Origin of the sequence: Lactiplantibacillus mudanjiangensis (assembly GCF_005405385.1) — a bacterium.
Lineage (GTDB): Bacteria > Bacillota > Bacilli > Lactobacillales > Lactobacillaceae > Lactiplantibacillus > Lactiplantibacillus mudanjiangensis.
In genome coordinates this window covers 147,283-166,410 of sequence record NZ_BJDY01000001.1, presented here as the reverse complement: position 1 = coordinate 166,410, position 19,128 = coordinate 147,283, and the positions used below count along the sequence as shown (strand labels likewise).

General features: G+C 44.0%; 16 protein-coding genes and 1 pseudogene. 4 read left to right on the top strand and 13 right to left on the bottom strand.

Annotation, left to right across the window (positions count from 1 at the left end; translation table 11 throughout):
- Together FFM84_RS00820 and ytpR are read right to left on the bottom strand one after the other, a co-directional pair.
- Window positions 1–793, bottom strand: a pseudogene (locus tag FFM84_RS00820) (hypothetical protein); the annotation flags it as partial.
- Window positions 794–826: 33 nt separating this feature from the next.
- Window positions 827–1,468 (bottom strand): YtpR family tRNA-binding protein, encoded by a 642-nt coding sequence (gene ytpR / locus FFM84_RS00815; protein ID WP_130845984.1) that lies wholly within the window; start codon window positions 1,466–1,468, stop codon window positions 827–829.
- 164 nt (window positions 1,469–1,632) lie between these two features.
- Here ytpR and FFM84_RS00810 point away from each other — a divergent pair, with 164 nt between their 5' ends.
- Complete coding sequence (locus tag FFM84_RS00810; protein ID WP_130845985.1) at window positions 1,633–1,956, top strand: PepSY domain-containing protein; 324 nt, start codon at window positions 1,633–1,635, stop codon at window positions 1,954–1,956.
- A gap of 20 nt (window positions 1,957–1,976) precedes the next feature.
- Here the strand turns inward: FFM84_RS00810 and FFM84_RS00805 are convergent, their stop codons facing one another.
- The 6 genes from FFM84_RS00805 to FFM84_RS00780 form a co-directional block, all read right to left on the bottom strand.
- The gene (locus tag FFM84_RS00805) at window positions 1,977–2,732 is read right to left on the bottom strand and encodes a LytR/AlgR family response regulator transcription factor (protein WP_165450333.1); all 756 of its coding nucleotides are present in this window, start codon (window positions 2,730–2,732) and stop codon (window positions 1,977–1,979) included.
- Complete coding sequence (locus tag FFM84_RS00800; RefSeq protein ID WP_130845987.1) at window positions 2,725–3,987, bottom strand: sensor histidine kinase; 1,263 nt, start codon at window positions 3,985–3,987, stop codon at window positions 2,725–2,727. The genes FFM84_RS00805 and FFM84_RS00800 overlap by 8 nt, the downstream gene beginning before the upstream one ends.
- A gap of 687 nt (window positions 3,988–4,674) precedes the next feature.
- Window positions 4,675–5,322 (bottom strand): tRNA (guanosine(46)-N7)-methyltransferase TrmB, encoded by a 648-nt coding sequence (gene trmB / locus FFM84_RS00795; protein WP_130845988.1) that lies wholly within the window; start codon window positions 5,320–5,322, stop codon window positions 4,675–4,677.
- Window positions 5,323–5,546: 224 nt separating this feature from the next.
- Window positions 5,547–6,332: a phosphotransferase family protein gene (locus tag FFM84_RS00790; protein WP_130845989.1), complete on the bottom strand. Its 786-nt coding sequence runs from the start codon at window positions 6,330–6,332 to the stop codon at window positions 5,547–5,549.
- Between the two features lie 132 nt (window positions 6,333–6,464).
- A complete protein-coding gene (locus FFM84_RS00785) occupies window positions 6,465–7,670 on the bottom strand; it encodes an ABC transporter permease (protein WP_130845990.1) in 1,206 nt (401 codons plus the stop codon).
- Window positions 7,663–8,400 (bottom strand): ABC transporter ATP-binding protein, encoded by a 738-nt coding sequence (locus tag FFM84_RS00780; RefSeq protein ID WP_130845991.1) that lies wholly within the window; start codon window positions 8,398–8,400, stop codon window positions 7,663–7,665. Before FFM84_RS00780 ends, FFM84_RS00785 begins: the two co-directional genes overlap by 8 nt.
- A gap of 146 nt (window positions 8,401–8,546) precedes the next feature.
- Between FFM84_RS00780 and FFM84_RS00775 the strand changes: the two genes are divergently transcribed.
- From FFM84_RS00775 to FFM84_RS00765, 3 genes are all read left to right on the top strand, one after another.
- A complete protein-coding gene (locus FFM84_RS00775; RefSeq protein WP_130845992.1) occupies window positions 8,547–8,999 on the top strand; it encodes an HIT family protein in 453 nt (150 codons plus the stop codon).
- A gap of 12 nt (window positions 9,000–9,011) precedes the next feature.
- Window positions 9,012–9,350: a hypothetical protein gene (locus FFM84_RS00770; protein ID WP_130845993.1), complete on the top strand. Its 339-nt coding sequence runs from the start codon at window positions 9,012–9,014 to the stop codon at window positions 9,348–9,350.
- A 700-nt stretch (window positions 9,351–10,050) separates the two neighbouring features.
- Window positions 10,051–10,953: a peptidylprolyl isomerase PrsA gene (locus FFM84_RS00765; protein ID WP_130845994.1), complete on the top strand. Its 903-nt coding sequence runs from the start codon at window positions 10,051–10,053 to the stop codon at window positions 10,951–10,953.
- Between the two features lie 521 nt (window positions 10,954–11,474).
- Here the strand turns inward: FFM84_RS00765 and FFM84_RS00760 are convergent.
- The 5 genes from FFM84_RS00760 to FFM84_RS00740 all read right to left on the bottom strand — a co-directional run bounded on the left by FFM84_RS00760 (window position 11,475) and on the right by FFM84_RS00740 (window position 18,800).
- Complete coding sequence (locus tag FFM84_RS00760; RefSeq protein WP_130845995.1) at window positions 11,475–12,452, bottom strand: 3'-5' exoribonuclease YhaM family protein; 978 nt, start codon at window positions 12,450–12,452, stop codon at window positions 11,475–11,477.
- 14 nt (window positions 12,453–12,466) lie between these two features.
- Complete coding sequence (locus FFM84_RS00755) at window positions 12,467–14,956, bottom strand: ATP-binding protein (protein WP_130845996.1); 2,490 nt, start codon at window positions 14,954–14,956, stop codon at window positions 12,467–12,469.
- Window positions 14,946–16,160, bottom strand: coding sequence for a metallophosphoesterase family protein (locus FFM84_RS00750; RefSeq protein WP_130846131.1), 1,215 nt, complete (start codon window positions 16,158–16,160; stop codon window positions 14,946–14,948). Before FFM84_RS00750 ends, FFM84_RS00755 begins: the two co-directional genes overlap by 11 nt.
- Before the next feature lie 82 nt (window positions 16,161–16,242).
- Window positions 16,243–16,587 carry a YlbF/YmcA family competence regulator gene (locus tag FFM84_RS00745; RefSeq protein WP_130845997.1) on the bottom strand — a complete coding sequence of 115 codons (345 nt, stop codon included), beginning with the start codon at window positions 16,585–16,587 and terminating at the stop codon, window positions 16,243–16,245.
- Between the two features lie 71 nt (window positions 16,588–16,658).
- Entirely contained in the window at window positions 16,659–18,800 is a 2,142-nt protein-coding gene (locus FFM84_RS00740; protein ID WP_130845998.1) for a PBP1A family penicillin-binding protein, read from the bottom strand.
- Between the last annotated feature and the right edge of the window lie 328 nt (window positions 18,801–19,128).

Genomic DNA, 19,128 nt, shown 5'->3' with positions numbered 1-19,128 from the left:
CTTCACTGGCTTCACTGGCTTCACTGGCTTCACTGGCTTCACTGGCTTCACTGGCCGCCGATTCGGCAGGAGACCTGCGATCGTCGGTCAGTTCTGGTTCGTCAGTAGGCAATGATTCCGGTTCAGTCATTGATTCAGTAGCCGGCTCAGTTTCAGCAATTGCCGCCAAATGTGCCGCAGCCGAAGCAGCTAACGTCGTATCCGTTGGTTCAAATACCACGGTTGGTGCCGGTTCAGCGACTGCCAAACTAGCCACGGGTACTGAGTCAACCGCACTAGTAGCCATTGAGTCAGCGGCAGCCGAAGCAACACTCGGCGCCTCAGAGACAACTGAGGTTGCCACTTGGGAAGCCGCTACTGTACTTGTTGGAACTGCCGAGATTGTTTTAGTCGATAACATTTGTAAATCAACTAATGGCAAATCAGCATCCCGTGAGGTTGCCAACAAGTGATAACTGTCAGTTGGTTTATGCAATAACGTCGAAATCGTTAAATAATCCGTGTGATCCGTCTCTAATGTCGCTTGAAACCCTTGCCGCGCACTCGATAACTGTGACGGTACTTGTGACGGGCGAAACACGCCATGGGTCACCCCATCAAAAGGTTTCTTAATCGGCGCCGAACTGACTGGTGCCGACCGTTTGATTGACGGCGCTGCCGAAACAGCACTTTGGTGTACTTGACTAGCTGGTCGTGCGGTCGCACTAGCTGATTGACTGGCCGCTGACGCAGGATTCTTTTTTATTGGTCGTGTATATTTCCGGAAAAAAGCCGGGCCATCATAATGGTTCATTTTCAATCATCCTAGTTATAGTGTTAACGCGTCTTACGCAGTAAATAACGTTTGGGCCCGTTCAAAATCAAACGGTTCGCCGACTGGTTGATAATCAGCTGGCAAAATTAACGCGCCTGGTTTTTGTGGCGCATTTGGTAACTGTAATTCACGACCAGAAACAATCATGCCATCACTTTCAACGCCGCGAAGTTCGCCTGGCCAAATAATTAACCCATCAGGCATCATCGCGCCGACTTTAGCGACAACCACTAAAATGTCAGCTTGCATGTTAGGTGAGCCACTCACGATTTGTAAGGGTTGGTCTTCGCCAACATCGGTTTTGGTAATTTGAAGATGATCAGACTTGGGATGAGCTTCAGCTGAATCCACATGACCCACGACAAATTTTGGTGTGGCATCAAACTCTAAATCTGGTTCAAAATCATTGGCTTTTAATAACGTATTTAATTGGTCAACTTGGTCAGCCGTTAAATGAACTTGACCGTTAACGTCTAATTGACCTAAAGTTTTGGAAACTTCAAAGAAGTTGTAGCCTAACGTCTTACCGGTTTCAGCATCGCTGATCCGGGTCACGTTAGCATGGCTTTCAACGGTTTGATCGGCAACATCGGGCCGTAAGATGGCGATTAAGGTGTCACCTAATTGGGTTGGATTATAGCTTGTAATTAACATTGGAATCCCCTTTACTGATACTTATGCATTCAATATTTCATTATAACTTATTTCAAGTGAATCGACCTGATTAATTATGACTTTTCTTTGCTATCTCGTCAATCATTGGTATACTAAATTTAAATAAAAAATGACACTTGCGTTGGTCGAAAGGAGTCCGCAATATGCACAGACAAATTCAATATGGCGGTTTATTGGCAGTTGGCATGGCTGGCGTCGCAGGTGGTTTTTCCATTGGCGGCCTACTAAAGCGGTTGCGCCGACCAACTCCCAACCAAATCTTAAATCAAGTTAAACGGGCCTTTTTAAAGGAAGCCCCGATCGAAGGTTCTTGGATTGAAATGAAAAAAGCCCCCTTACAAAAATTTGCATTACGTACCGATGTTTACTATGGCGGGATCACCCGCTATGAAGATGGTCAACTCGTTCAATACGAGTTCTTGGCCGATGCGAATACCGGTAGTATTTTAGATATTTATCGCCTTTAATTTAAAAACGAGCTGACTTTTTAAAAGTCGGCTCGTTTTTTTGCGGCTTGCTGTAATTTTTTGACTAAACCACGACCACCCATTAATGAACATGGCACCTGCTCACCAGTCGCTAGTGTCACTAACTGTTGCCGCTGATCAACGGCACGGACTTGTTGCCAATTAACCACGATTGATTGATGGCAACGATAAAAAGTGGTCGACTGACTCATAGCCTGTTTAATCGTTTGATAAATTTCAAAATGACTGTTAGCCAAATGAACCACTAATTTGTGTGACGCCACGGCAGTTTCAAAATACAGAATTTCAGTTACTCGGACGAATCGCACTTGATCGCCCGTTTTAAACGTCAAATAATCATCATGACTCGGCTGTGCTTGTTGCCAACGTTGTTGAGCCAGTTTTAATGCAGCAATAACTTGCGTTTGGATTGAATCGGCACCATCTTTCAAAATAAATGCCAACGGTTCAACCTGATAACGTAACGTTTCTAGCGCCAGTTCTGCATGCGTGGTGACAAACACGATCTTACAGTCAGCATCGGCTTGCCGAATATGTTGCGCCAATTCAATTCCGGTCATGGTTGCACGCAGCTCAATATCTAAAAAATACAATCGATAATGATGATCAGCTGGTAGTTGCAACAAAGGTTCCGGTGTCGTCGATGCTTTGACAACTTGCATGTCTAACTGCTCAATCATCACGTAATTAGTAATCATCTGATTCAAATTCGCCAATTGTTGTGGCTCGTCTTCGCATAAATAAATATCAATCATGTGACTCATCCCATTTCAAAATCAGTTGTTGACTAAACGTTGCTGCCGTCACATCAGTGGTCAAGCTGACAGTCGCATATTGATCAACTATTGTTTTTAAGTTCGTTAATCCTAAGCCACGATCGGTTCCTTTAGTCGAGTAACCCGCCTGTTCTAATTGCCATAACGGCGGCAACTCAGTTTCAAGGCTATTCTTCACTAAAATAACTTGGCTCGTTGGCGACTCAATAACGGCGACATGTACCCAGCCCGCTGACTGCGTTTGTGTCGCTTCAATTGCATTATCCAACAGAATACCTAAAGCAATCACCAAATCAACAGTTGGCATGACAAACCTGGTAATTGGTGTAGCAACTTCTAATTGCACTTGTATGTCTTGTTGCTGAGCATCATTTAATTTATTGAATAAAATACTTTTAATGGCTTTAGACTCAATCCGGGCCAAATCCTCTAATTGATATTTAGTGGCCGTTAATTGGGCTTGTTTTGGCATTAATGCCGTTTGATAATACTGCTTCAAACCCACAAAATCATCGGTTTTGATATAGCCATCAAGTGACAACATCACATTTTGATAATCATGTCGAAACCGACGTAACTCATCGTAATGATGTTCTACGGCTTGAGTATAGCGTAAATTACTGGTTAGTAGGGCTCGCTGTTGCTGAACTCGCATCGTTTGATTCAGCAGGTGTTCACGGGTCTTTTGCAATCCCAATAGTGCCACGATCAATAAGACAGTTAAACCCAATGCTAGCCAAACTTCCGTTGCTTTTGGCGTTTCATTGATTAACTGGAGATAGGCAACGACAATGACGTAAGCCAAGCTCACTAGGCCCACAACCAAGTTATTAGGCGCCATTGTCGATGTCGGCAACCAGCGATTAATCACGTAAACTAGTCCCAAGCCAACTAGGCCAAACCCAAAAAATGTTACCGGAATTGCCATCATATACGACCAATGTGGAGACACCAACATGGTTAGCTCCAACACAATACATAACAACAACATACTCTCAATCGACATCACCACAGCCGTCCGCCAAGCGCGCGTCACCCACGTAACCACGACAATCAAACTTAGCATCGCTGGTAACCACATCCAATGTCCGCACAGTGGCGCCACCCATTGTTGGATCACCGTTAAGATGATAATCGCACCCCACTCCGTCCACCAATGGGCAAACCGAAATTGTGGCCAACAAATTTTAATGTTTTTCACTACTAGGACAACTTGAAATAAGACAAACAACATGTGATCACCCCTTCGATTTACTTACAGCATACCGGAAAAACATCACCTTGTGGGGCTTTCATCAAATTCATCCGTTTTTTCATCATTTACAAAAGATTGAAAGCTATTTTTTAGCAATAATCATTGATATGATAAGCATTCATCGATCAAAACTAGTTATACTTGCCACCTACCGTTCGCCCACATTGAGCCGGAACGCTGTGGGCGGACCGGCTCAGCCAAAAAGCGGTCTGAACCGTCGTTTTGAACCGCCAAAACCGCGTTTCAAAAGCGCCAGGCTCTAAGCGATAAATCGCTAAGAGTCTCCCACGGCTGGGCTCAATGTGAGCTCACTCTCGGCTAGAATAGTGATTACTAGCTAATTAATATCCGTAATCTAACCGGAGCCAGTCAGTGATGGCGCCGGCCGTGAAAACAGCGTTAGTCCGGGTGACTTTCCCGGGCTTACGCTGTGGACGACTTTTGAGACTAGCGGTTTGGACTAAGCTTAAAAGCGAGGTGGAAGCTCGCACTGTGGCTGGAGCCGGTCCTCACAGCTGGCAGAATCGCTGGCTGGCGTAGGTGATCAATTTAGCATAACCTAAGTCAATTATAGTAAAGCTTTTACCGTCATACTTAACTTTCAACCTTTAGTCATTTACAAAAAAATGACCAACTGGGTTAAAACCCAATCAGTCATTCAATAAGCTACTCTTTAGTTTTAAACGTAGCAATAATTTTATAAATAGGCCCAAATTGGCTGAATTTTTGTTCGTATTCAGTCTCAACGTTCTCTTCTGGCGTTACAACCGCGTGTAAGTCCAACCAGACTTGTTCAAAGGTCATGCCGTAGTTATTCATACTCGTTAATGAAAATTCGAATAAGCCCCGATTATCGGTCTTAAATTCGATTTGGCCGTTTGACTTTAAGACTTCTTCATAACCAGCCAAGAATGACTTATACGTCAAACGACGCTTTTCATGGCGACTCTTAGGCCATGGATCAGAGAAGTTTAAGTAAAGTCGATCAATTTCGTTAGGTTCAAAGAACGCCGTCACCGCTTCACCATCAGCGTGTGCTAATTGCAAGTTTGGTAAGGGTTCTTCAACTAATTTCCGTAAAATCACGGCGATGACAGATGTTTGAATTTCAATGGCGATATAGTTGATTTCAGGATGACGCTTGGCCATTTCAATAATGAATTGCCCCTTACCACTTCCGACTTCAATCTGAAGTGGTTGGGCCTTTTCAAAGCGACTCTGCCACTTACCGCGATAATCCGCGGGAGTTTCTGTAATGAGCTCTGGATGTTCATTGATGAGCTTAGGTGCCCATGGTTTGTTTCGTACACGCATAAGTTTGATTAACTCCTCTTCGTTTAAAACGTTTCTTCAAGCAAACAGCGTCCAGGATCATTCTCCTAGACGCTGCCTGCATCATCATCTATTTTTATTGTCGAAACGTGGTACAAAAAGCTACTGTCTCCGCTTAGCTACAAGAACTAAACGATTGAAAGACCCAATCATTCAATTCTTTAGGCTATGCTCAACAGCAACCCGCTTTTTGTACCACTCTTTTCTTAGAGCTGATACTGACTCAACTCTTCCAAGAAAATAATTTCATGATTCATATTATGATATTGACTACGGTAATAGTTATCTTTGATATTCAGTAATAAATTCACTTTGGCATACCAGACAACCCGTTGTTGCATGTCAGCCGTCATCGTTTCACCATATTCGCTAAACCAAGCTTGCCAGTCATTTAATGGCACATACTCGCATAGCAACATGCTAATATCAGACGCTGGATCAGCAAATCGCGCCGAATCCCAATCCACCAAATACAATTGTTGATGGTCGGATAACAACCAGTTTTTATGGTTTAAATCACCATGACAAACGCGATAGTCGGTTGTTGGTAATGTTGGCATCGTGCCTTGTAATTCAGTTAAAACCCGCGCCATTAACGGATGGTGTCGCAAATCATCCGGTAGTTCACTGAGATATTGACGAATAAATTCATGGGGCCGGACAGTTTGACCGCCGACCTTAGTTAACATTCGATGAAGCAACTTGGAATTGTGCACACGTGCCAATAAATGCGCGACCTCAGGCGAGCGCATTTGTTGCTTCGTTAAAGTTTGACCATTTAGCCATTCTTGAGCAGTTAAGGTATCACCGCTCGATATTCGTTTTGTCCAGATCAGCCGCGGGGTAATTTCTTCCATCGAGAGCGCCGCTAGGAACGGCGAGGCGTTTCGTTTTAAAAACAAGCGCTGTTGATTTTTTTTGCCCATGAAAGCTTTATCAGTATTACCCGTAATCGGATAGACGTGCCAGCCGTCATCAAGTTCGAAATCCATCAGCCCCACTCCTCTCAAAATTAATCATGTTATTGGCTTAACTTTTACTAACTTTAATTGACTTAACAATCACATTTTAAAGACCAAAAGCGATCCCGTCAAGTCCTTTTTAACCGTTGGGCCACATAGGTTTTATCCCAGTCGAAGCTTAGCGTACCAAGCAACTAAGAGATAGATTTCAATCACGTTAATAACCAGTAATAACCCGACTTGGGCTAACGAAGCGTTAGTTAACCAGAAAGCAATCAAAAAGATCACGCCGGTCGTTCCCAAAATCAACGTTAACAGCCGCTGAAAGTTCTTCAACTTGAGCGGTGCGGCCAACGGATAAATGTGCGTAAAAACTATATTATCGTATCGCTTATAAAACGGCAACAGTTGGAACCCGATTAAGTAGATAAAAATGACATCTAAGGCAATTGCTAACCAACCATGACCGACAAAATACAGTAAAACAGCACCAATAATCGTTAATCGTGCTACCAAGCCACTGAATTCAGTGCCGCGCAACATTCCGCGGGTAAATAAATAACCAAAAGCATGTGCGCGATCAGCTGGCATCAATCGTAACAAGCCATCGAGATATTTCCGCCGTTTAACATTGCCTTGCACCAATGGCACATCGGTAAATAGATTAAAGAAACGATAAATCCCCAGCATTCGATTGGCTTCACTCGCCACATTGGCTTTCCAAGCAACGACGGTATGTGTCCAAATTTGGCCATGCCACCAACGTTGCCCACCAGCTAAGGCCAACGCCAACACGGCGCCTAACCATGGATTAACTGCTAAAGCTAAAGCCATGATTACGGCGGCACCAATTAAATTCACGCTAGCGGCCGTCCGGTGTTGTTGCGGTGATAACCGATATAATTTTGTCACTCGTAACGTTAAGTCACTATCTTTTAACGCCAGTTGTGTGATCAACAATGCCAATAAACTCAGCCCGCTGAATTGATCGACTAACATTAACAGCGGTGACACTAAGCCGACCCAAATTATCTGAACCGGTATCGCCAATAACCAACTGTAACGCCAAGCCCGCTGGAAATAGGTGTGCAGATCATGTTCACGCGGTAATAAAAAGACTGTATCCGCCGACTCTAACAACGTTGCAATTCGACTCACACGCAAGCCAAGCCACAATGCCACCCCAACCACGACGATAATCCACGTGTCATGGGTCGTGACCGTTTTCAGCCAGCTAGAATAGGCCAAGCCTAAGCCACCGACAAAAAACATCAGCGCAATGACAAAATGATCATTAAAGACCAGTCGCAAATAATGCAACATTTGCCGCAAATGACGTTGTAAACGTTGTTGGTACAACTCATTCATCGCGGGTCACCCCAGTCAAAGACAAGTAAATATCATTAAGCGACTCCCCAGCATCTGGATAAGCCGCTTTAATTTCATCAAAAGTACCTTGCGTTTGAATCGTTCCATCATGTAATAAGACAAAGCGATCACAGAATTTTTCAGCCGTATCCAACACGTGCGTCGACATCAAGACTGATGCCCCGTTAGCTTTGACTTCACCAATCAAGTGTAATAAATCATGGACGGCCAACGGATCAAGGCCCAAGAATGGTTCATCAATAATGAACAGCTTAGCATCGGTCAAAAAAGCACAAACAATCATGACCTTTTGTTTCATCCCTTTAGAAAAGTTTGCTGGAAACCAATCTAATTTGTTGTCCAATCGGAACGTCTTCAATAATTTATTAGCTCGTTCCCAAGCCTTGGTTTGGTCCAAACCATATGCTAACATCGTCATTTCTAAATGTTCTTTTAACGTTAATTCTTCATATAAGATCGGTGTTTCTGGAATATATGCCAATTGTTGTTTGTATTGTTGCGCATCACTGGCCAACGTCACCCCATTTAAGGTGATCGCCCCCTTCATTGGGGTTAACAGCCCAATAATGTGATTAATTGTGGTTGATTTACCGGCCCCGTTTAGCCCAATCAACCCGACTAACTCACCGGGTTCGACTTGAAAACTAATATCTTTTAAGACGGGGATTTGGGAATAGCCACCTACTAAATGGCTAACTGCTAATGCCATAAATCTGACCTCTTTCTTTTTTAAACTGAATGCCATTATTATAGCATAGCCGCCGCGTTCCTTCCGTTGCCAAGTTGGTAAAGCGCCCTCATTTTTAAATTGGGTAGTGTATAATAGAACTAAATTTTAGAAAAGAAGGTTATCCTATGACAGCTTTTGAACCAAAATTCGACGATGATTGCATTTTTTGTAAGATTATCAAAGGTGATATTCCAAGTTACACCGTCTACGAAGATGACATGGTCAAAGCATTCTTAGATATTTCGCAAGGCACTCCTGGTCACACGTTAGTCATTCCTAAGACACACGTGCCTGATTTATTTGCCTATGACGCTGACCTAGCTGGTTTGGTCTTCTCACGGATTCCTAAAATTGCCCAAGCCATCAAAGCTTCTGATGAAAATATCATTGGGATGAACGTGGTTAACAATAATGGCGCCGTCGCCTATCAATCGGTCTTCCATTCACACTTCCACTTAATTCCACGTTACAGTGACAAGGATGATTTCCGGATGATCTTCAAAGACAATACCAAAAACTACGACGAAACCGCCTATACGAAGTTACAAAATGCGATTAAAGCACAATTAACTGATTAGGAGGCCGATTTAATGGCAAAGTTCATTCGCAATACCATGATTGGTCTTGGCTTGAGTGCCGCGGCCTATATGATCATCAACCGCAAAACACCAAAAGACATCGTCCTCGACGCTAAAAGTTACGTGCAAGACGTTTTAGACGCCGCTGACGATTTGCAATCGGCACGAGAAGAATTCAGCGATGCCCAAAGCAATTTGCAAGTGCAATTAACAAAAGCCGCTGCCGTGGTTGATGAGATTCAAACTGAAGTTGATAAGTTTCAATTTAAGTTAGAGCCACATTTAGCGATCATGCAAAAACATCAAAACCATTTACAAGAAACCTTGGATCATTTAGCACCTAAGGAATGATCGGTTAATCGTTAGACCCAAATCGGATCTAACGATTTTTTAGTTGGTTACTGATCAAAACCAGGCTTACTTGCCGCCTACCGTTCGCCCACAATGAGCCGGAACGCTGTGGGTGGACCGGTCCAGCCAAGAAGCGGTCTGAACCGTCGTTTTGAACCACCAAGACCGTGTTTCAAAAGCGCCAGTCTCTAAGCGATAAATCGCTAAGAGAACCCCACGGCTGGGCTCATTGTGAGCTCACTCTCGGCTATGATTGTGGTGACTAAATCAATTAATGTTTGCAATGTTAACCGGAGTCAACTAGTGATGGCGCCGGCCGTGAGAACATCGTTAGTCCGGATGGTCTTGCCGGACTTTACGATGTGGACGACTTTTAAAACTAGCGATTTTTGCTAGGCTTAAAAGCGAGGTGGAAGCCTGCATTTTGGCTGGAACCGGTCCCCACAGCCGGCAGAATCACTGGCTGGCGTAGGTGGCTAATTTAGCATAATTATCTTTCAACCTTTAGTCAGTTAATAAACCAACACGTTTAAATTAAGATAAGTTTAGGGTCACGTTATACTTTGTGAAGACCGTGTGAATTATCTGAAAATTTTGTAAAGATTACCGTCACCATGCAGAACCCCCTCAACTTATGGTATAGTAGTCTGGTAAGTCTGCTAGAGCAGAACTATTTTAGGAATAGGATGTGTTATTAGGAATGAAAAAATGGCTTATTGCACTCGCCGGTGTATTGTTAACCTTTACCCTTGCTGGCTGTGGTAGCAAGACAGTGGCATCGACTAACGGTGGTAAAATTACCGAAAGTCAATATTACAGTAGTATGAAGGGCACTTCTTCAGGTAAGCAAGTCTTACAACAAATGATCTTGAATAAAGTGCTTGAAAAAGACTACGGTTCAAAGGTTTCTAAGAAAGCCGTTACGACACAATATAACACCTACAAGTCACAATATGGGAGTTCATTCTCAACTGTATTGTCACAAAATGGGTTGACGACTTCAACATTCAAGGAACAAATTCGTTCAAACTTATTGTTAAAAGAAGCTGTTAAAGACAAGGCTAAGATTTCTAACGCTGACTTAAAGAAGCAATGGAAATCATACGAACCTAAAGTCACTGTTCAACATATCTTAGTTGCTAAGAGCGCGACTGCTGACACTGTTTTAAAAGCTTTGAAGAAAGATTCTAGCGAATCAAACTTCACTAAGTTAGCTAAGAAGTATTCAACTGATTCAACGACTAAGAGTGCTGGCGGTAAGTTATCAGCCTTTGATAACACCAACACCACTTATTCATCTAAATTCTTGAAGGCTGCTTTTGCTTTGAAGAACGGCGAATACACCACTTCAGCTGTTAAGACTTCTAACGGTTACGAAATCATCCGGATGATCAAGAACCCTGGTAAGGGTAAGATGTCTGATCACACCGCTGATTTGAAAAAACAAATTTGGGACAACGATATGAGCGACTCAACTGTCTTGCATAACGTAGTTGCCAAAGTGCTTAAGAGTGGGAATGTTAAGATCAAGGATAACGACTTGAAGAACATCTTATCTTCATACTTGTCATCTTCATCTTCTTCATCATCAAGCTCAAACTAAGCGTTTAGCCTAGTTAAAAGGACCACCTGAATTCGTTCAGGTGGTCCTTTTTTGTGCTTCACACTATTACGTTATTTACTAATTAAAAGTAGATCAACTTGCCACCTGCCGTTCGCCCACCTTGAGCCGGAACGCTGTGGGCGGACCGGCTCAGCCAAAAAACGGTCTGAACCGTCGTTTTGAACCGCCAAACCCGCGTTTCAAAAGCGCCGAGCTCTAAGCGATAAATCGCTAAGAGAGGCCCACGGCTGAGCTCAATGTGAACTCACTCTCGGTTATATTAGTAATCACTAGATTGATTACGAAGTCAGCCAGTGATGGTGCCGGCCGTGAAAACATCGTTAGTCCGGGTGATTTTTCCGGGCTTACGATGTGGACGACTTTTGGCTAGTCTCAAAAGCGAGGTGGAAGTCCGCATTTTGGCTGAAGCCGGTCCCACAGCCGGCAGAATCGCTGGCTGACGTAGGTGACCAATTTAGTCATAGTTATCTTTCAACTTTTAAATTACTAACTAAAATCCCCTACGATTCCTTTGGGTCGGCCGCTTTAGTGCCATCATGTTCTGGACGATAGAAATTACGACCATCCATGGCAAAGATCCGTTCCGTATAAGTCCCGGGCTCCGCATGGGCAATCGATGTTTGCATCATCATAATGGAAGCATCCAATTCATCTAAATCATGGAGAATCTCAGCTTCCATCACATGTGGCCGGACCGGCGACCCGTACTCTAACAAACCATGGTGCGCCAAAATCATGTGCCGTAAGACCAACACTGCTTCGGCTTGATCGTCAATTTTCAATTGTTGACACGCCTTCACGATTTGTTCATCGATTAACACAATATGACCAACTAAATTACCCGCTAATGTATATGTCGTCGCCACGGGACCAGACATTTCAATGGTTTTGCCCATATCATGCAAAATCGCCCCAGCATACAGCAACGCACGATTAACATGCGGATATTCGTCGGCGACCGCTTTGGCTAGCCGTAAAATAGACAATGTATGGAAAGCCAAGCCACCTGCAAATGCATGGTGGTTCTTTTTGGCGGCTGGATAACTAAAGAAAGCATCGTGATATTGAGTCAATAAATGCCGGACAATCCGATTCCAGTTTGGTTCTGTAATTTCAAAGACAAAACTATTGAGTTCTTCTTCCATAGCACCAGTATTCATCGGCGCATGTTCCACAAATTGTTGCACTTCTTTTGGTTCACCATCATGGGTGAGCCGCATTTGGAAAATTTTAATTTGCGGATTACCTTGATAATTCTCACGCTTACCTTTCAAGTGAATCACACGACCCGCTTGAAAACTTTCAACATCTTGATCACTCGCATCCCAAAACTTCCCTGAGATTTCACCGGAAGTATCTTGGAAATTGATCGCCAAAAACTTCTTACCATTTTTAGCGATTCGAACTTCGGCATCCTTCAATAAGAAAAAGCCTTCAACTGGTTCATCTACTTGATAATCAAATAATTTTTTAGTCATTATCTTGCCCCCATTTAACTTAGCTGATGAATGGTCGCCGTTGGCCATTGTGTTACCGCCGCGGGCTCATTGGTAAAGTATAACAATTGATGGTGTTGTGCGACTTGACTCAGTAGTTGCCAGGCTGTGGCGCGGCGGCCTTCATCAAAGTTCACAAACCCATCATCGATCATTAACGGCAACTGGGCCTGATCGCCCAATTGGGTAATTAACGCTAACCGTAAGGCTAAATACAGCTGTTCACGGGTCGCTGTTGACAACTCGCCCACCGTGAATTGTGGGCCGTCAGTGGCTTGTACCACCAAGTCAGTTTCATTTAACTTAATGTCATTATACCGCTGGCCCGTTAGTTGTGCGAAATTCGTTGTCGCTGCCGCCAAGATCGTTGGCAATTGTTGCTGAGTTAGTTGCGTTAGCGCTTGCTCAATCCAGTTTGCTCCTAATTGTCGGGTCATCCACTGTCGTGCTAACGTCGTCAATTCAGTTTGCGCATTCGCTTGTTGTTGGCGCAAAACTGTATAACGACCATCAGTAGCTAACGTTTGTAATTTAGTCTGCGTCGCCGCAATTGCTTGGGCCTGTTGCGTGGTCGCCTGTTGCAATTGACTAACCTGCTCGCGATTAGCTTGAATCGCCGCTTGCAACGCATTGATCGATGGATATTGAGCCAAAGCTGCTTGTTCAGTTGCAGTTAACCGTTGTTGTAATTGGTCAATGCTCGTTTGCGCTGCGGCCTGATTGGCTTGGTTTTCTAAAGCCGCGGTTAGCCTATCGATATCGGCGAATCCCTGTTGGGTTGCTAAAGCTTGTAATTGATCGGTCGTCGTTTGTAACTGTGCAGTTAATTGTTGAACTTGCCGTTGAACATAAGCAAAATCCGCTGAGCCTAACGTTTGGTTTTGCATCGCCTGATGAACCTGTTGATAAAAACCAGTCACCCGTTGTCCACTCGCTAACAAATCAGTTTCTGCTAAATTCAACCAATCATTGGCGAACTGATAATGCTGTAACTGCTGCCAAACTGTAGCTGCTTGCGCCGCAACTTGCTGTTCTGCAGTCGTCACCGCTTGTTGAGCCCGTTGTAAAGCCGCTAACTCATCCAAACGTTGTAAAATGGTCGCCTGATCTAAATCAGTTGGCCAGCCAACCGCTGTTAGCAATGGCGCTAACGTACGATCAGGATGGGCAGTTGCTGGTCCGGCTAATTTTTCCCAGCCAAACCAACCAAGTAACCCTAATCCCGCTAAGATTAACAACCATTTAAAGGCCCCTAATGGTAAAATCACACCTAACACTAGGCTAATCCCACCACCATAAAGTCGCCAATCAGCTGAAAAACTAGTCGTTGCAGGCGTCGGTTGCCGACGACTCGTGTTGCTTAAGACCGCGGCTTTTAAATTAGCCACTGCGGCTTGTTTGCTTGGTGCTAGTAAAGCAGCGACAGCCGTTGAAGTAGTTTGCTGCGCCTGATACGTTGCGCGAGCCGCCTCAACTTGAGCCGTCAACGTTTGATACTGACCCAGTGCTTGTTGTAACGCTGGTAACTGTGCTTCCAGTTGCTCAAATCGCGCCTGATGAGCCACGTAAAAACCGATGACTGTTTTGGATTGATCATCAACGGGTTGCGTGGCTAATTGGGCCCGAGCCCCAGCCAAAGTATGTCGTAATTCAGTGCGCTGCGTTGTTAATTGCTCAACTTGTTGTTGGACCGCAGACGATAATGGCTCACCGGCTGCTGCAACTTGAGCCTGTAATTGTTGTAATTGCTGATAGACTGGCCATTGGTTACGCAAGTTGGCCAATTGTTGTTGCATCGCTGTCACTTGCGTTAATTGCTGTCGTTGAGCCTGTTGTTGGGTCTTCAAAGTGTCCAAATTAGCTTGTAAATCTTGATATTCCGGATAACGTGCTTGGGCCTGCGCCACTTGCGCTTTTAGCTGTTGGTACCGTTGCAAGGCCTGATTCAATTCCGGTTTACGCCCACGCGGCTTATACAGGTCATCGGCTTGTTCGCGTAGTTTGGACGCAGTTGCCCGCCATTGTTGACTATCAAAGGTCCCAAGTTGCTGCAATTGGGTATTCAAATCTGCGGCACTCATCGTTTTTAACGCGGTTAACTCAGCTTGATTGAACGTAAATAATTGCTTGTAGCGGGTTTCATCATATGGCTCTAGCCAATGAGCCAACAAACTGAGCGGTTGAACCGCATTCGTAGTTAGATTGACCAATGTAGCCGGCTGATCTCCAAGCCGTGTTAATCGATAAACAACCCCATTCACAGTTAGGTCTAAGGACCCACCGTACTGACTCGTGGCCTTAGGTTCGTAACGATCCAGTAAATGTCGTCTCGTTGGAAACCCAAATAACATGCCGAGCACAAAAGCCCTGATCGTTGATTTACCACTTTCATTAGCCCCATAAAACACCTGTAAGCCATCGGTTAACTCCCAAACTTGCTGTTGAAACTTACCAAAGCCGGCAATCTCAATTCGTTTAATTTGCATCGGAGTCACCGCCTTGTAAAGTCAAATGATAGTGATCTTGTAACAAGCGTAAAACCTGTTGTTGCCACTGTTCAGGCGTCGTTGCCTCAAGCAACGTTTGATTCAAAAAAGGTTCGTCCAACAAATGATCAGCCAGCGCCGCAATCTTTTCAGTTGTCACAGTGGTCTCACCTGCCTGCTGCCAAATAGCGGTATCCATACCAAACAAGTCCGACGTGGTATCGGTTGCCGCTAATTGTAGCGTGACTGGCCAACTCGTTGCAGGGGCCTGTTGTTGCAACTGAGCTAATAACGCCCCTTGCGTCAGGGCTAATTCAGCCGTTGGCGTTAACGTCAACGTTGCTGGTAGCGTAATCACCACAAGTTCTGGTACTGTTACCGGTCGTGCTTGTAATTGCGCACTTAACTGTGTCAGTAACGTTGGTCGATCTAGTTGTCCACTCAATTCAGGTGTCCAATTCGTCCAGACTAATGGCGCTAACGGCTTAAATTCGGGAACCAATTGATCACCTTGACTTGTCACCAATAAGGCCCCTTTTGCGCCAAGTTCATCGCGATAACGACCTTGTAGATTTCCCGGGTACATCACGGGTGGCATGGCATTCAACGTTTGGCGCTGGTGGATATGCCCCAATGCCCAATAATCATAATGTTTCGCCAACAAGTCACTGACGGCAAACGGCGCATAATGATCACCAGAGGTCCCCACTTGACCGTGTAACATCCCAATTTGATAATCTACACCAGTCCGCTTTAACGGAAAGTCTTGAACTTTCGGCGTGGTCACCCAACGTTGATCATAGCTAAACCCGGTAATCGCCACGCGTTGTTGCTGTTTAGTCGTTAACTCTACCGTCGTTACTTGAGCATCGAAAACATGCACGTTAGCCGGAAAATGCCAAGTTGTGACATCTGGTTGAAAATCATGATTCCCGAACGATAAAATGACGGGAATTTGTTCAGCGGCTAATTGATCCAACGCCGCCATTAAGGCCGCCTGAGCAGGTACACTTTGCGCCTGTTGATCAAATAAATCACCAACCAACAAGACAAAATCCACTTGTTCCGTAATTGCTAAGTCAACCAGACGTTGTAGCGCCGTAAAGGGCGCGGCAGTCAGCCGATGCTGCCACATTTCCGGTAACGCATCCAATCCTTGAAACGGCGTATCCAAATGTAAATCTGCCGCATGTAGAAACTTCATCACTTCAAAACTCCCATCTCCAAAAAAAGCGGCAATCACGAAAAACTTCGTCATTGCCGCTTGGTGCCTTATTTCGGCTAGTCTAGCCTTGGTATAATTCTTGAACAGGCTTGGTGATGATTTGGTTTAAATCATTCATCAATTGGTTTAAGCCCCGTTCTTTACCCATTAAGGTCTTAATTTCATCGACATTACCAACTTTGTCAGCTAAGTCATGCGCTTTTTGAACTTCTTCATCCGTTAATTCTTCGCCATTCATTTGCTTTTGTGATAATTGCATTTGAATTTCTTGGAATTCTTTGAATAAGCTAAATGCACTTTCGTTAGCTTTCATTGTCGTATATGCCGCTTGTAATTCTTTAAATTCTTTAGTCCCGCGTAATTCTTGTTCTAATTGGTTCGCCGTATCATAAATATTGACAGCCATGTTGGGTTCCTCCTCAAGTGTAGGTTCCTCATTATTTTAGCATGTTTGTAAGGGCTTGAATAGCCGTTAACTTAATCACCAATTAATTTTTTAGCCTGTGAGAACCAACTCTTAGCCGTATCTTTGACGGACTTACCAACTTCACTCGCACCTTTTTGGACACTATCCCAAACTGACGACGAAGAAGAACTACTACTGCTACTACCGCTGGAACTTTCATTAGCCAGTGTCGCAGCATCCTTGGTGCCAAAGCTGGTCTGCTTTGTATTCGGCAAAATATTTTCCATTTCATTCTTATATAAAGCTGACAATTGATTTTCTGACAAACTCTTCAAATAATGCGTACTGTTTGTTGAGTCAAAGCCAATCCAAGTGGTCACGACGATATCTGGGGTATAACCGATCATCCACTGATCCTTCGTTCCTGAACCGGTCTTGTAATCGGCCTGCGTACTCCCAGTCTTGCCGGCAATCGAGTAGCCATATGGTTTGGCGGCTGCCCCAGTTCCGCTATTGTAAACGCCTAGCATCATACTGGTCATTTGTTTTGCGACACTAGCCGACATAATCTTCTTTGTCTTAACTTTCGTATTATCGACAACCGTCTTACCACTAGCATCAACGATTTTGGTGATATAATGCGCCGTCGTTTTCTTCCCGTTATTAGCAAAAGCCGTATAAGCACTCGCCATTTGTTGTGGAGAGACCCCCGTGGTTAACCCTCCCAAGGCCAACGCCAAGTTGTCATCAGATTTCGTCACCGGCAGTCCAAACTTTTTAACCGATTGGTAACCTTTATTCACGCCAACCTTATTCAACAACCAAACCGCTGGAATATTAATACTTTGTGCCAACGCTTCATACATCGGTACCGATTTGCTATAAACACTATCATAGTTCTTCGGCGCGTACTTATTCGCCCCAAATGTCTGCTTCTTATTGGATAACAACGAATCATACGTATAGCCATTTTGTAGCGCAGGCGTATAAACGGCTAACGGTTTAATCGTAGATCCTGGTTGCCGTTTAATTTGGTTCGCACGGTTGAAGCCACGGAAAACGTGTTTCCCACGACCCCCAACAACTGCGACAACTCCACCAGTCGAGGGATCAACCGCAATTGAGGCCCCTTGCACCTTCGTACCATCACTGGCATTAGCTGGGAACAAACTATCATTTTTGAATGACGTTTGCATCGCCGATTGATCCTTTTGGTTCAGCGACGTATAAATCTTGTAACCGCGATTCATAATATCAGATTCGCTCAACCCATACTTATTAATCGCTTCATCAATCACCGCATCAAAGTAATACGGATATTTGTAGCCACTATAATAGTGATAATTATCATTTAAAGTAATTGTCTTTTGTGAATATAACGTGTATTGATTTTTGGTTAATTTATTATTGTTAACCATATTGTTCAAAACCACATTACGTCGTTTAACAGCCGCTTTCGGATGATCAATTGGATTATAGCCACTCGGTGAACTAAGCATCCCAGCTAATACGGCCGCTTGATCGACTGACAATTCTGACGCATGCACCCCAAAATATTTTTCAGCCGCATCTTCTGCGCCCCAAACACCATGACCAAAGTAAGCATTATTTAGATACATTGCCAAAATTTGATGCTTGGAATAAACATTTTCGGTTTCAATGGATAAGAAAATTTCACGTAACTTCCGTGAAAATGTCTGTTGCTGCGTTAAGTAAGCATTTTTAACTAACTGTTGTGTTAGCGTACTCCCACCACCACTGATGTAGTCACGCCCCAATAACTTATTCATCACGAGCAACATGAAAGCCCGGCCAATCCCTTTAACGGAAAAACCATGCTCTTTATAAAAATTTCGATCTTCTGTGGAAATCACCGCATTTTGCAAGTTCTTTGAGATCTTATTCAAATGAACATAGGTCCCCTTTTGTGAATACAAGGACCCGGCTTTTTTATTGCTAGCATCATAAATGACCGTCGTTTTTTCAAGTTCCGCCTGCAAGTTACCGATCTTTGCGGTCTTAGCTTCAAATGTTAAATAGGCACTGCCCACTAAAATCAATGATAAAATCACCACGATGAGCCAGCGTGTCAGCTGACGGCGGTGCCATTGATAGCTCACGACTGCCCATAATCGTTGCCAATATGGGTGGAGCCAGTGGCCGATGGTCCGCAAACCATCCTTAATGGTGGCCCAAAAACCGTTATTCTGCATAATCTTCCCCTTGTTCTGAACTGATTAAACCGTGGTCACTTAACCCGTCGTGCAAGTTGCCACTAATCAGCCATGACTTGTTAAACTCTGATAATTGTATCATAAATGCTAAGTTGCTTAAGTTACGGGACAAAGCTTGACCAAATCTTCAACAATTTAACAAAAGGTTGAAGGTTGTGAAATGGTCATCTACGTCGGTCAGTAATTCTGCCTGCTACGGAGACCGGAGTAAGCCTAAAGACCGTTTTTACGCCATTTACACAGAAGATTTATCACTGATGATTTTCGACTAAATAACCATTCGAAATAGCAATTATCTTTTTAAAAC